Here is a 14,207-nt window from a genome sequence, read left to right as displayed (position 1 = left end):
CCAAGCCACCACACTCAATGAGGAGTCATCACATGAAGGAAGTCATCATCGGAGTCGACGGCGGAACCACCGCCGTCAAGGCTGTCGCGTTCACGCTCGACGGCGAGATCTACGCAACCCACCACGAGTCGGTGCCGGTCGACTACGGCAGCAGCGGCGAGGCCGAGCAGGACATGAACCTGATCTGGGAGGCCGTGGCCTCCTGCCTCAAGTCGGTCGCCGGCCAGCTCGACGGGCATGAGATCGTCGGCATCGGCCTCACCGGCCAGGGCGATGGCGTATGGCTCATCGATGAGAACGGCGACCCGATCCGTCCCGCCGCGAACTGGATGGACGGCCGTGCGGGCGACCGCGTCGCCGAATGGAACAGGGCCGGCAAGGGTGCGAAGGTCCTCGACGTGACCGGCACGTCGCTCTTCTCGGGTCTGTTCCCCGTGCTCCTCGAGGAGCTGCAGGCGAACGAGCCGGAGACGATGGCGAAGGCCGCCACCCAGCTGTACTGCAAGGATTGGCTTCGCTTCAAGCTCACCGGCGTCAAGGCCACCGACTACACGGAAGCCTCCCGCACCTTCCTCGACGTCAACGACGTGACGGGCTACTCGGAGGAGCTCGCCGAGGCCCTCGGCCAGACCGACGCGCTCCGCCTCCTTCCCGAGATCCGCCGCCCCGGCGGCGAGGCCAGCCCGCTCTCCGCTGAGGCGGCCGCCCTCACCGGCATCCCCGAGGGAACCCCCGTCGGCGTCGGCATGATCGACGTCGCCGTCACGGGCGCAGGCCTCGGCGCAGTCGAGGACGGCGCGACCTGGCTCATCCTCGGCACGACCGGCTTCGTCGGCTCCCTCATGCCGTCGGTCAAGGACCGCAAGTCGGACCTGTCGATGGTGCTCGCAACCGGCAACGGCACCCAGGTGCTCGAGTTCATGGCGCCGATGACGGGCACCCCGAACCTCGACTGGATCAAGCGGATGCTGGCGCTCGAGGCAGCCGACTGGAGCGAGATCGAGAAGGTCGCCCGTGACGCGGGCCCCGGCTCGCACGGCGTCGTCTACCTGCCGTACGCCTCGCCCGGCGGCGAGCGCGCGCCCTTCCTCGATCCGAACGCCTCCGCCTCCTGGCAGGGCATGTCGCTCACGACTGAGCGCGAGGACATCCTTCGCTCCGTCTACGAGGGTGTCGCCTTCTCCCTCGTTGAGTGCATCCGCACGCTCGAGGTGACCGACGATCTGCTCGTCTCCGGCGGTGGCTTCCGTTCTGACCTGCTGTGCGAGATCCTCGCCGACGCGACCGGTCTGACCGTCGTTCGCCAGGACGCACCCGAGGCGGGCGCTCGCGGCGCAGCCGTGCTCGCCCTCGTCTCCGCGGGCCGCTTCGACACGATTCAGGCCGCGTCGGATGCTCTCGGTGCGACGACCGAGACTTTCGAGCCCAATGCCGATAACAGCGAGATCTACGAGGCCGCCTACGAGCTGTTCCTCGAGACCCGGGCTGCGCTGCGTCCGGTGTGGCCGGCCATGCGGTCCGTTCGCAAGCTGACGAACTGAGGAAGGTTCATGAAGGTTCTTATTGCATCAGATGGTTTCCTGACGGATGAGGTGCTCACCGAGGCGCTCGTGAACGAGCTCCCCGACGCGGAGATCGCCCGCATCGCCTCAACATGGCCGAACCCACCCTTCGGGGATGTCGGCGATGTCATCGAGGCACTCGGCGACGAGGACGAGCTGATCGAGGCCCTCAAGGGCTGCGACGCCGTCATCTCCCACACCTTCCCGTTCACCGAGAAGGTCATCGCCGCGAGCCCCGACCTCAAGCTCATCACGATCTGCCGCGGCGGTCCAGTCAACGTCAACATCGACGCGGCGACCAGGCACGGCGTCATGGTGTCGTACGCCCCGGGCCGCAACGCCCGAGCAACCGCGGAGCACTCGGTCGCGATGCTTCTGGCGGCCGCCCGGCAGATCGCCCAGCGCCACCAGGAGGTCGTCAATGGAGAGTGGGCCACCGACTACTACCTGTTTGAGAAGGCAGGCCAGGAGATCGGCTCATCCACGGTCGGCATCATCGGCTACGGGGCGATCGGCTCCCGCGTTGCGACGATCATGGCCGCCTTCGGCGCGCGCGTCCTCGTCTATGACCCGTTCAAGGAGATCGGGGTCGATGGCGACGTCGAGTTCGTCGACTTCGACACCCTGCTCGCCGAGTCTGACTTCGTCACGATCCACGCGCGGGTCACGGACGAGAACAGGCACATGATCAATGCCGAGACGCTGGGGAAGATGAAGAAGGGCGCGATCTTCGTCAACTGCGCCCGCGGCTCGCTCGTCGACTACGACGCGGTGTGCGACTCCATCGACGCGGGCCACCTGCGCGCCGCGGCATTCGACTGCCTGCCGGAGGAGCCGCTCCCGGCGGACCACCGTCTGCTGCGGACTCCGCGGATCACATTCACCCCGCACCTGGCCGGTGCCTCGCAGGAGGCCTCTCGGGTTGCGGCGCGGATCGGCACTGCTGATATCGCCGCCGTCAGCCGGGGAGAGCTGCCGAAGTTCTTGGCCAATCCAGAAGTTTCGAAGAGGTAAGGAAAGCAATGCTGTACGAGAAGGAACGCCAGGACGTCGTCGACACGTGCCTATTCATGGTGAGGGAGAACCTCGTCGTGGGTACGGCCGGCAACGTCTCGGTCCGCATCGGCGACCATGTCGTCATCTCGCCCTCGGGCGTCGATTACGAGACGATGACCGCCGAGGATGTCGTCGTGTATGACATGGCGGGCAACCACGTGGAGGGCCGCCTCAAGCCGTCCTCGGAGCTCCCGCTCCACATCGCCGTCTACGAGAGCACCGACGCGCTCGCCGTCACCCACAACCATGCGGTGTCGTCGACGGCGCTCGGCCTCGTCGTCGACGAGATTCCGACGTCGCACTACTACTCAGCCATGCTGGGCGGCGCCATCCGTGTCGCCCCGTACGCCGAGTTCGGCACGGACGCGCTCGCTGAGAACGTGGCGAAGGCCCTTGATGGGCGCACGGGTGCGCTCATGAAGAACCACGGCGCCATCACGACCGGCCCGAACCTCAAGAAGGCCGTCAACCTGCTGCCCATTCTTGAGTACATCTGCGAGATCCAGCTCAAGGCGATGGCGACGGGTGCCCCGATCGCGCTCCTGAGCGACGAGCAGATCGACAGCGCCGTTGGTGGGATGAAGGACTACGGAAAGCAGCCCGAGAAGTAAACCGGTTGCAGAGATTGGGGAGGCGGGCGAAAGCCCGCCTCCCCTTTTCCCTGAAAGCACCAGGCTTTTCGGCTGAATCCCCTCTGCACGTTTGTTTTATCAGAAGAGAACGTTGTTCCAACATAAAGAATTGGTGGATTTATCAGAAGATCTTGTTAATACTGGGTGCAAGGTTGGTAGACCAACCGAATTCAATGTCGAATTCAGGAGATACAGATGAACATCCCCGCCGCCAACGAAGGCCCCCTTGTCATCGCAGTCGATTCATCGACAACATCATCGAAGGCAATCATCGTCGACGTCGAAGGCAATGTTCTTGCCCTCGGCAAGCGCGAGATCCCGCTCCGCACCCCTCAGCAGGGCTTCGGAGAGCACAACCCCGCCCACTGGTGGGAGACCACCAATGCCGCGATCGCCCAGGCGATCAACAGCCTGCCCATGCAGGACCGGGGTCGCATTGCCGCCATCGGCCTCACCCACCAGCGCGAAACCTTCGCACCCTTCACCGAGGATGGCACCCCGCTCCGCAACGGCATCCTCTGGCTCGACATCCGTGCGGCCGACCAGATCAAGCGGTACGGCACGCCCGAGATCCACCAGCTCTCCGGCAAGCCCGCCGACGTCACCCCCGCGATCTACAAGATGGCGTGGGTCAAGGAGCATGAGGGTGACCTGTGGGCGAAGGCTGACAGGGTCGTCAACGTCCATGCCTACCTCGCCTTCTGCCTGACCGGTCAGTGGGTTGACTCCGTCGCCGCAGCCGACTCCCTCGGCCTGTTCGACATCGAGAAGCTCGACTACGACGACTCCCTCATGGAGATCGCGGGCGTCAACCGGAGCCAGATGGCTGAGCTCTTCCAGCCGGGTGAAGTTCTCGGCTACGTGAAGAAGGAGGTCCGCGAGGGCTGGAACATCTCCCGCGAGATCCCGGTCATTGCCGGTCTCGGCGACGGCCAGGCGGCCGGCGTCGGCGCCGCTGCAGTCTCGGAGGACGTCGCCTACCTCAACATGGGCACCGCCGTGAACGCGGGCGTCACCTCGACGACCTACCAGTTCGACCAGGTCTACCGCATGCTCGCCGGCGGCATCCCCAACACGTACGTCCTCGAGGTGCTCCAGTCCTCCGGCGCGTTCCTCACGACGTGGTTCCGCCGCGTCTTCGGCAACAAGGCCCTCCAGGGCGGACCCGACCCCGAGCTCGAGGCGCTCGCGGCCGCACGCACCCCCGGCTCGGGTGGCCTTGTCACCCTGCCGTACTGGAACGCAGTCCAGTCCCCGTACTGGGAGCCGATCGCCCGCGGAGCCGTCGTCGGCTGGCGCGGCACCCACGGCCCCGGTTCGATGTACCGCTCGCTGCTCGAGGCGATCTCGATGGAGATGGCGCGCTCGCTCACGGCGATGGAGGAGTCGACCGGCACGAAGCTGACGACCGTGCGCGCGATGGGCGGAGGTGTCCGCTCGAAGCTCTGGCGTCAGATCATGACCGACGCCATCGGGCTGCCGATCACGGCCTGCAAGGAGGACGAGATCTCGGCGCTCGGCGCAGGCGTTGTGGCAATGGCATCGACCGGCGTCTTCGGCGACACGGAGATCGCGACCGCGGCCAACCACATGGCGCAGTTCACCGACGAGACAGAGCCCAACCAGGAGAACCACGAGATCTACCAGGAGCTCGGCGAGATTCAGGGCCGTCTCTACGACAACCTCAAGGACACCAACGATCTTCTCCACGAGTTCGCGCGGAAGCACCCCGACGCTGAAGTCTCGAATGAAGAAGAGTAAGTAAGAAGAGAAAGATACTGCCATGCCATCAATCGCAATCCTCGGCGCCGGAGCCATGGGCTCAGGCCTCGCCAACGCGCTCACCCGCGCAGGCTGGGACGTGAACCTCTGGGGGACCTGGCTCGATGATCACCTGATCGACGCCATCGAAGCGGGTACGCCCCACCCCCGCATCGACACCGTCATCTCGGACAGGGTCACCACCTTCCGCTCCGGCGATCTCGCCGAGGCGTTGGAGGGGGTCGACGTCGTCGCCCTCTCAGTCGCCTCGGTCGGCGTTCCCAAGGTTGTGGAGATGGCGCTCGACGGCATCTCGAAGGCCGACGCGCTGTGGCTCACGACAAAGGGCTTCCTGCCCATGCCCGACGGCAGAATTCAGCTTCTGCCCGACGGAATCCGCCGCATCGCCGACGAGGCCGGCGTGACGATCCCCCCGATCGTCGCCATCGCCGGCCCCGTCAAGGCCAACGAGTGCGCCGCCAATGAGCCGACGGCAACGATCTTCGGCTGCCGGGACTACGACGTTGCCGTGAAGTACGCACGGGAGGCCCGTTCGGACCATTACTGCATCGAGCCCTCGAACGACGAGGTCGGCGTCGAGGTCTGCGCACCGATGAAGAACGTGTATGCCATCATGCTCGGCATCGCCGACGGTCTCGAGGAGAAGACGGGACATCCGCACCACAACCTCAAGGCGGCGACCTTCGCCCAGGCTGTGCGTGAGATGTCGATCCTCTCCCAGAAGCTGGGCGCCGATGCCGCGACCGCCTTCGGGCTGCCGGGCGTCGGAGACCTCGAGGTGACGGGTCTGTCCGGCCGCAACAAGGTCTACGGGGTCCGCATCGGCCGCGGTGAGGGCGCGAAGGCCGCCATGAAGACGATGGAGGAGCTCGAGCAGACCGTCGAGGGCGTCAACGCGATTCCGCTCGCCATCGACCTCGTCGAGCAGAGCGCCCCCGACGTCAAGGATCAGATGCCGCTCCTCTATGCGGCACGCACCATCGTCTACGACGATGATCCGGAATTCGCCAACATCGTGGCCAGGGCGGTTCTGCCGCCCATGCCGTAAGGAGAGATATGCGCGCGTACATGTTCTATGGTCCAGGTGATCTGCGCCTGGAGGAGGTCGAGCCCGGCACTCCGGGACCGGGCGAGATCGCAGTGGAGGTGAAGGCTGCCGCGACCTGCGGGACTGACCTCAAGTCCTACCGCCGCGGCCACCCGACCCTGTTCCCGACGCTGCCGGCCCGCTTCGGGCACGAGTTCGCCGGGGTCGTCACCGAGGTGGGGGAGGGTGTGACCCGCTTCGCCGTCGGCGACCGGGTCGTCGCCGCCAACACCGCGCCCTGCGGATCCTGCTGGGCGTGCCAGATCGGCCGCGAGTCGCTGTGCGAGAATCTCGAGTACCTCAATGGGGCGTTCGCCGAGCAGATCATCGTCCCGAAGGCGATCGTCGAGCGGAACACCTACACAATCCCCGACAGCCTCTCCTTCGAAGCCGCCGCTCCTCTCGAACCGCTGTCGACGGTCGTGCACGGAATGGCAGAGTCGGGAATCGCCCTCGGTGACACCGTCGTCGTCAACGGCGCCGGTCCGATCGGCCAGATGTTCATCAAGCTCGCGCAGCTGCGCGGAGCGAGCGTCATCGCCGCCGACCGGTCGCCCGGCCGGCTGGCGCAGGCCGAGGAGGCGGGTGCGCGGATCGTCGACCTCAGCGGCCTCGAATCCCCGCAGGAGTGCGCCGAGAAGATCAATCGGCTGACACCCGGCGGCCGCGGCGCAGACGTCGCCATCGAGGCCGTCGGGCTGCCGCAGGTGTGGGAGCAGACGGTCCTCTGCCTGCGCCCCGGTGGCACCGCGGTCCTGTTCGGTGGAACGCCGAAGAACGCCCCGTTCTCGGTCAACTCCTCCGATATGCACTACAAGGAGTACACGCTCAAGGGCGTCTACCATCACCAGCCCCGGTACGTGAAGATCGCGGTCGAGCTGCTCTCCACGGGGAAGTTCGATGGCATGTCGCTCTGCACCGAGGTTCGTCCACTTGAGGCTCTCGTCGAGTCGCTTGAGGACATGGCGGCAGGACGAGGATCCAAGTACATCCTCCGACCATAAACACGGCGTGCCGGGAGTCTGCGCTCCCGGCACGCCTCATTTCGCTATCGTAGAAGAACAAGCGTGACTGTTCGTGAAGAAGTGGGAGGTTCGACGTGGCTCAGCTCAGCAAGAATGAGCGGCAGCAGCTGCTCGCCGAATTTGTGCTGAACGCGGGAACGGCTCGAGTGGAGGACATCCTCAAGCTCGTCGACGCCTCGCCGATGACGATCTATCGGGATCTGTCGGAGCTCGAGGAGGACCGCGTCATCGTCCGATCCCGGGGCGAGGTCAGCGCCGTTGCCACCTCGCTGTCCGAGACGTCGATGAAGTATCGGCTCACGCAGGAGGAGGATGAGAAGGCCTCCCTCGCCACGCAGTTCGCGAGCCTTATCACCCGCGGAACGTCCCTCCTGTTCGATGACTCGTCGACCGTGTACTCGGTGCTCAAGGCCTACACCCACATCGGCGGACTCACGATCATCACGAACAATTGGTCGATCATCGCCCTGGCCGGATCGGTGCCCGATTGGGAGCTCATCACGCTCGGCGGGCGCTACGATCGCCACCTCGATGCGAACTATGGGCCGGCCGGCATTGAGATGCTCAAGAGGGTGCGAGCCGATCACGCCATCATCTCGGCCGCCGCCGTCAATGACGGGGTCGTCTACCATCCGTATGATGCGGTGGCTGAATACAAGTCGCTCATGATCGCCGCCGCGAGCCAGTCGCACCTGGCCGTCACGCACTCGAAGTTCGAGCGCACTGCTCTCCACCGTGTTGCCGACACCGCGGACTTCGACGATGTCGTCGTCGACTCGGGCACAAGCGACGAGATTGTCCAGTCCATGCTCGATCGGGGGGCGACAGTCAAGGTCGGACCGCCGGTCTCGGCGTCCCGCTGACGGGCGGATGCCACTGAGACACAGATAGAGGAAGGCGCCCCGGAGCGGGGCGCCTTCCTCTATCTTCTGCCACCACTCAGGAGGCGCCCTCGGCTGCCTTCATGAAGCGGCGCTGGTAGGAGACGACCTGGTTCGTCGACGTGAAGCGAGCCAGGTACTGCGGCTCCGTCGTGACAACGATCCTGTCGGCCATGTCGGCGAACTCGGGCTCCACGAGGAGGCGGTCGATCTCCGGGTAGTTGTCCGGCCCCTCCATCGAGCAGATGATGAGGCGCGTATCCGGCAGATTGGCCTGGCGCAGCGCGCGCAGGTTGTGGCGGACATTGTCCAGCCCATCGGCCGGCTCGCCCTTCCTGCCGCCGCGGTGGCGCTGGACGTCGTTCGCCTTGGCGAGGACCTCCTTCTCGCCGATGTCCTCGGAACCGGCCGGGAAGTAGTCGTTCGCGATGAGGTAGCTGCGCAGCTCATCGACGACATGCGCCTCCCCGGAGCCTTCGTACGCGGCAAGCAGCTTCGTGATCCGCTCGCTCTGCATCTTCCTGTGCCGAATGAAGGAGTTGATGAAGGCGGGCCGGGCCTGCAGTGCCATCTGTGCCTGGTACGGCTCGAACATGAGCGTGAAGTTCACGCGGAAGCCGTGCTCGTGCAGCTTGAGGGCGAGTCGGTGGCCGCGCAGCATGTCGGCGGTCGAGCCCTTATCGTAGGCGACATCGAGCTGACCGCTGCCGCTCAGGAGCTGTCGGTAGTTGTCGGCGTTGACGGGCCCCGTATGGGGCACCTTGATGACGACGCGCCACGGGGAGAGGATCTCGCGGAAGCGCTCGGCCTCCTCGAGGATGGCGTCGAAGTCGGGGTTGAACGGGTTGTTGAGTTCGACGGAGATGTCGCAGCCGGGGCCGAGGACGTCGCCGAGCGCGGTCATGACCTCGTCGCGATCCTTGAACTTGTTCCCCACATTCGCCTTGGGGTTGTTGAGGAACAGGTCATAGATGATGCCGGGGTTGCAGGTGAGGTTCGCGATGAAGGGAGCGATCGGCTCGACCTCGTACGGGTTCGCCGAGTCGGCCGAGTACAGCACCTTCGTCGGCCGCTTCACGCCATTCTTATCGCGTGAGATATCGCGTTCGAGGTCGACGATGAGGGTCTCTCCGGACAGCCTCAAGGCCCTGCGGAAGCCGGCGGGCGTTTCGCCAGCCGGTGTCTTGAAGTACGACACGACCTTCTGCAGCTCATCGCCCACGCCAAGGTTCTTCACCCGGCGGGACAGCAGGTCGAACGTGTCGTAGTCGATCGTTGTGTCGAGAACTCTGTGGATATCGTCGACCTGATCGGTCTGGTTGGCCAGTCCGAGATCTCTGACAGTCAGGACGACACCGGTATGTGTGCTCATAGCAGCTCCTTTACTACTTCTTCCCATTCTACGCGCGCCAGATAGACATGTATATACATCTAAAGTCCCAGGGAGAATGCGAGCGCTGGGGGAGAGAGAATGTGCAGGTGTGGGACCAGTCCAGACGGATGATCGCGCTATGGGTGAGATAGTGGTGTGCCCGGCGGAGAACCGCCGGGCACACCACTGCCTGTCGGGATTGATCAGAAGGTGCGGATCGCAATCTCGGCGGGTTCGACGAGGAGCTCCTTCAGCTCATCGTCGACCCGGCAGAGGGTGAGCGAGACGCCGGCCATCTCCAGCGAGGTGCAGTACTCACCGACGTAGGAGCGCCAGACCTTGATGCCCTTCTCCGCGAGCTTCCTGTGGGCGATGCCGTACAGGAGGTACTGCTCCGAGATCGGCGTTCCGCCCAGACCGTTGATCATGAGCGCAACCTCGTCGCCGGACTCGAACGGAAGGTCGGAGACGACGGCCTCGAGGAGCTCGTCGACGATCTCGTCCGCGGACTTCATCTTGTCGCGGCGGCGTCCCGGCTCACCGTGGATGCCGACGCCGACCTCCATCTCATCATCGGCGAGTGTGAAGATCGGTTCACCCTTGGCGGGCGGGGTCGTGCCGGACAGCGCGATGCCCATCGTCCGGATGACACTGTTGACCTTCTCGGCGATCGCCTTGACCTCCTCGAGGGAGGCGCCCTTCTCTGCGAGTGCGCCTGCAGCCTTCATGACGAAGAAGTTGCCTGCCACGCCGCGGCGGCCCACGGTGTACGTCGAGTCCTGGACGGCGACATCATCGTTGACGTAGGCGATGTCGACCTTGATGTCCTCGGCCTCGAGCGCCTCCTTCGCCATCTCCCACGCCATGCGGTCGCCCGTGTAGTTGTTGACGAGGAGGAGGACGCCCTTGTCGCTGTTGAGCAGCTTCGCGGACTCGTAGACGTAGTCCATCGGCGGGGCCGCAAACACGTCGCCCGGGCATGCGCCGGTCAGCATGCCCTTGCCGACGGTCATGACGTGGGCAGGTTCGTGACCCGATCCGGATCCCTGAAGGATCGTCACGCGATCGTTCGACGGCGCATCCGCCCTCATGATGAGGTTGTAGTCGGGGACGTACTTGAGGGTGTCGGGGTTGGCGCGGGCGATGCCGTCCAGCATCTCCGGCACGAAATTCTTCGGGTCGTTCATGAACTTCTTCATTGGTTCTCCTCTGCGCTGAGCAGTCCCGCCGCGCACCCTGCCCGGCGGGCGGTTGGTGTTCAGGGATTCGGCCAGTTCTTGGCGATCTCGTCGACGATGACGGAAACGCCCTTCGCGCCCGCATCGACCGAGCCGATCGAGCGTTCAGATGTGTAGGACGCGCGGCCGCGTCGCGCCATGAGCTCCTTGGTGGCATCGGCGGCTTCGGAGCAGACAGCCGCCGCATGCTCCGCGATCTCCCGGCCCGAGGCCCCGGACTGCGCGCGCTCCTCGATCGCATCCGCCATCGGTGCAAGCGCGTCGAGCAGCGTCTTGTCGCCGAGCTCGGCCCCGCCCCGCGCCTGGATGCCCTCGATCGCCGAGCGGATCATCTCAACGACAGTCTGAGCGGTGAACTCGGGGTGTTTGCGGGCAACCGCGGATGCCCGCATGAAGGCCGTACCCCAAATGGGTCCCGACGAGCCGCCGATGCGGCTCGTGAGGATCATGGCAGTCTTCTGGATGAAGGCTGCCGGGTTCGACCGATCGATCTCGTCCCACTGCTCGAGCAGGCGTTCAAAGCCGCGTGCAAGTGAATACCCGAAGTCGCCGTCGCCGACGACGGAGTCGAGCTGACAGAAGTAGTCCTCGTTCGCGATGGCGGTCTCTGCCGCAGTGCGGATCACATATTCGACGTAATCCTGGTCGGTAGTAGTCATAAGCCGTTCCTTTGCTGCGTCATTGCAGAAAAGCGTGACCGTCCATCATTGGACGTGACACGCCTGTGTGTTCCATACCACTCTACTCAATGGCGAGGGTGAATGGGAGGGATCTATGGGGCTCATGGGATACATCGGAGCCCGCGCCTGCATGAATGACGCCGCCACAAACGGAGAGTTCCGGCCGGTGCGCCGACGGGTGCATCGCAGCACAAGCGAGCACGTCACCGGCGGCCGGTCACCAAGGAGAACGGCCGGCCACACGAAGGCAGCCGGCCGTTTCTCTAGGGAAGCGGGGAGTCGAGTGCCGCCCCTCCGGGCAGCATAATGACCTTGAGTCCCCGTCCCACCTCCTCGATGGCCTCGTCCCACTCGTCCAGCGAGCGAACAGAGCCGATGAGGGGGGAGAGGGACAGGCGTCCCTCATCGAGGAGCGCGAGCGCCGTCCGGAAGCTCGAGGCCCGCTTGCCGCGGCAGCCGACGATCTCGAGCTCATTGTGGACAACCTGCATCGCGTCGATGGTCAGCGGCTCCTTGTAGAAGGCGACAAGCCCGAGCTTCCCACCCTTACCGAGATAGCTGAGGCCGCTGTTCACCTGGGCGACAGAGCCGCTGCACTCGAACACGTGGTCCGCCCCCATCCCGTCCGTCAGCGAGTCGATGAGGGCCCGCACATCGGTCGACTCGGAGCTGACCGCGGCGTATGCGCCGTTGTCCTTGGCGGTCCTCAACCGCGCCTCATGCCGGTCGAGACCGACCATGATGACGCGTGCTCCGACCGCAGTACAGACCTGCGCAGTGAGCTGACCCATCGTGCCCGGCCCGGTCACGACGACAGTCGAACCAGGGCCTACCCTGAACGGGCCCTCGAGGACCGAGTGGACGGCGACCGCGAGAGGCTCGAGCAGAGCACCTTCCAGCAGCGGGACGCTGTCCGGCAACCGGTGAACGGCATCGGCACGAATGTTGATCTTCTCGGCGAGCCCACCCTCCGCCGTGCGGCCGATGCCGGTGCGGTGCGGACAGCGGTTGAACTGCTCCGTGCGGCACCAGTGGCAGGCCCGGCAGAGGTACGCGTCGGTCTCCATGACGACTCGGTCCCCGACTTCGACGCCGATCGGAACGCCTGGAACGGGATCGCCGATGGCGGCGACAACACCCGAGACCTCGTGTCCGAGGATCCTGGGAATCATGCCGTCGGTGCCCCGAATCTCGTTCCGATCCGTGCCGCAGATCCCGGTTGCGGCGACATTGACTGTGATGGTGCCAGGCCCGGGCCCGGGCAGGTCGGCAACCTCACGGAGGCCGACCTGCCCATCACCGGTCTTGACGATTGCTCTCACGCCCGGCTGGCCTTCCGAGTGAATGCCTGGAGATCGTCCCAGATGTCCATCGTGGCGACCCGCTGACGCACGTAGATGTCGTACAGATCGTCGTAGAGGGCGGTCTTCGCCGGGTCCGGCTCGTAGATGCGGAGCGGCTCGACCGTGGCGGCCACGCCCTCCTCGAGCGAGTCGAACAGGCCGACGCCGGTGGCGGCGCAGATCGCCGCGCCCTTGGCTCCGAACTCCGTGCCTGCGGGGATCGAGACCGTGCGTCCGAGGACGTCCGCGAAGATCTGGCTCCACACCGGCGAGTTGGCGCCGCCGCCTGCCATGTTGATCGTGTCGACCTGGACCGGGATCGGGTCGAGGCAGTCGCGGATGCCGAGGGCAACGCCTTCGTAGACGGACTTGAGCATGTTCCACCTGGTGTGGCTGCCCGTGAGACCGTTGAAGGATGCTCGCGCGCTCGGCTTGATGAACGGGGCACGCTCGCCGCCGGGGGCGTTGTAGCCGTGGTAGAGGACGCCGCCCGAGCCGGGAGGCATCTTCTTGAGCTCCTGGTCGAGGTAGTCGTAGAGGCTGCGACCCTCGACCGCCTTGGCCTCAGACCGGAACTGCTCGCCGAACTCACGCAGGAACCACTCGAGGTTCGGGGTTGCCGAGCTCAGGCCGAGAGAGCGGATCCACGTCGTGTCGGTATGGGGGATGAGCCAGCCGACGTCCGCGGGCACGAAGGCATCTTCGGGCTTGTCGGTGGCAACGGTGACGATGCCGGCGGTGCCGATGACGGCCATGGCCGTCCCCGGTGCTGCCACGCCACAGCCGAGCGACGAGCACGAGATGTCGACGCCACCCTTGAACACCGGAGTTCCGGGCCTGAGGCCGGTCTGATGCGATGCTTGGTCGGTGACAACACCGACTTGGTCGGTGTTCTTCTTCAGCTCGGGCAGCCACTTCTTTGCGGCTGTGATGCCGAAGTCCTCGAGCACCTCATCGGAGTAGTCGCGTGCGACGGTGTCGATGCCCATCAGCGAGTAGTCCGAGGGGTCCGAGTTGAGCTCGCCGGACAGTTTGAAGCTCACCCAATCCTTGCAGTAGACGTTGCGGATGTCATCGCGCTCGAGGAGTTCCGGCTGGTTCTCGATCCGCCACCGGAGAATCGCGGAGGTCGTGCCCGCGTAGGGTCCGCCACCCGTGATCTTGAAGGTTTTCGAGAGAGTGCCGTCCTGGCCCCACCGGTCGACGATGTCGCCGGCGCGGCCGTCCGTCCACAGGATCGCGGGGCCGACCGGGTTGCCCGACGTGTCGACAAGCCAGGAGCCATCGCCCTGGCCGGTGACCGCAACGGCGCGGATCCGATCGGGGGTGATGGCGGAGCCCGTCAGTGATTCGCTGATGGCGTCGACAGCCGCCATCCAGACATCCTGCAGGTCCTCTTCGGCCATGTAGGACTCAGGGTTGTGGATCGGGACTATTCGGGCAGCCCGTGCGACCTCGCGGCCCTCGAGGCTGAAGATGGTTGCTTTGACGACAGACGTTCCTGCGTCGATACCCATGACGTATTCCATATGTTCCTCCTTGAACAAGT

Annotated in this window: 12 protein-coding genes; 7 read left to right on the top strand and 5 right to left on the bottom strand. The window is 65.2% G+C overall.

The features are described from left to right. Positions 1 to 32 precede the first annotated feature (32 nt). The 7 genes from EJO69_RS06570 (at position 33) to EJO69_RS06540 (ending at position 8,007) form a co-directional block, all read left to right on the top strand. The gene (locus EJO69_RS06570; protein ID WP_126040385.1) at positions 33 to 1,541 is read left to right on the top strand and encodes an FGGY-family carbohydrate kinase; all 1,509 of its coding nucleotides are present in this window, start codon (positions 33 to 35) and stop codon (positions 1,539 to 1,541) included. A 9-nt stretch (positions 1,542 to 1,550) separates the two neighbouring features. Next, positions 1,551 to 2,576, top strand: coding sequence for a 2-hydroxyacid dehydrogenase (locus tag EJO69_RS06565; RefSeq protein ID WP_126040383.1), 1,026 nt, complete (start codon positions 1,551 to 1,553; stop codon positions 2,574 to 2,576). Positions 2,577 to 2,584: 8 nt separating this feature from the next. Further along, positions 2,585 to 3,229, top strand: a complete 645-nt coding sequence (locus EJO69_RS06560; protein ID WP_126040381.1) for a class II aldolase/adducin family protein — start codon at positions 2,585 to 2,587, stop codon at positions 3,227 to 3,229. Between the two features lie 216 nt (positions 3,230 to 3,445). Further along, on the top strand, positions 3,446 to 5,011 hold the full coding sequence (locus tag EJO69_RS06555) for a xylulokinase (RefSeq protein WP_126040379.1): 1,566 nt from the start codon (positions 3,446 to 3,448) through the stop codon (positions 5,009 to 5,011). Positions 5,012 to 5,033: 22 nt separating this feature from the next. Continuing rightward, positions 5,034 to 6,080 (top strand): NAD(P)H-dependent glycerol-3-phosphate dehydrogenase, encoded by a 1,047-nt coding sequence (locus tag EJO69_RS06550; RefSeq protein ID WP_126040377.1) that lies wholly within the window; start codon positions 5,034 to 5,036, stop codon positions 6,078 to 6,080. A gap of 8 nt (positions 6,081 to 6,088) precedes the next feature. Further along, positions 6,089 to 7,123 carry a zinc-dependent alcohol dehydrogenase gene (locus EJO69_RS06545; RefSeq protein ID WP_245993514.1) on the top strand — a complete coding sequence of 345 codons (1,035 nt, stop codon included), beginning with the start codon at positions 6,089 to 6,091 and terminating at the stop codon, positions 7,121 to 7,123. Positions 7,124 to 7,218: 95 nt separating this feature from the next. Then, complete coding sequence (locus tag EJO69_RS06540) at positions 7,219 to 8,007, top strand: DeoR/GlpR family DNA-binding transcription regulator (RefSeq protein WP_126040375.1); 789 nt, start codon at positions 7,219 to 7,221, stop codon at positions 8,005 to 8,007. Positions 8,008 to 8,083: 76 nt separating this feature from the next. Here the strand turns inward: EJO69_RS06540 and EJO69_RS06535 are convergent, their stop codons facing one another. The 5 genes from EJO69_RS06535 to EJO69_RS06515 all read right to left on the bottom strand — a co-directional run bounded on the left by EJO69_RS06535 (position 8,084) and on the right by EJO69_RS06515 (position 14,187). Then, the gene (locus EJO69_RS06535) at positions 8,084 to 9,397 is read right to left on the bottom strand and encodes a transaldolase family protein (RefSeq protein WP_126040373.1); all 1,314 of its coding nucleotides are present in this window, start codon (positions 9,395 to 9,397) and stop codon (positions 8,084 to 8,086) included. A 203-nt stretch (positions 9,398 to 9,600) separates the two neighbouring features. Continuing rightward, positions 9,601 to 10,596, bottom strand: coding sequence for a dihydroxyacetone kinase subunit DhaK (gene dhaK / locus EJO69_RS06530; protein WP_126040371.1), 996 nt, complete (start codon positions 10,594 to 10,596; stop codon positions 9,601 to 9,603). A 59-nt stretch (positions 10,597 to 10,655) separates the two neighbouring features. Continuing rightward, complete coding sequence (gene dhaL / locus EJO69_RS06525) at positions 10,656 to 11,294, bottom strand: dihydroxyacetone kinase subunit DhaL (protein ID WP_126040369.1); 639 nt, start codon at positions 11,292 to 11,294, stop codon at positions 10,656 to 10,658. 284 nt (positions 11,295 to 11,578) lie between these two features. After that, complete coding sequence (locus EJO69_RS06520; RefSeq protein WP_164519890.1) at positions 11,579 to 12,637, bottom strand: zinc-dependent alcohol dehydrogenase; 1,059 nt, start codon at positions 12,635 to 12,637, stop codon at positions 11,579 to 11,581. Continuing rightward, entirely contained in the window at positions 12,634 to 14,187 is a 1,554-nt protein-coding gene (locus EJO69_RS06515; protein ID WP_126040365.1) for an FGGY-family carbohydrate kinase, read from the bottom strand. The genes EJO69_RS06520 and EJO69_RS06515 overlap by 4 nt, the downstream gene beginning before the upstream one ends. Between the last annotated feature and the right edge of the window lie 20 nt (positions 14,188 to 14,207).

The organism is Flaviflexus salsibiostraticola (assembly GCF_003952265.1).
GTDB lineage: Bacteria > Actinomycetota > Actinomycetes > Actinomycetales > Actinomycetaceae > Flaviflexus > Flaviflexus salsibiostraticola.
Note: the sequence above shows the minus strand (reverse complement) of the source record. Positions and strands in the feature narration are given on the sequence as shown.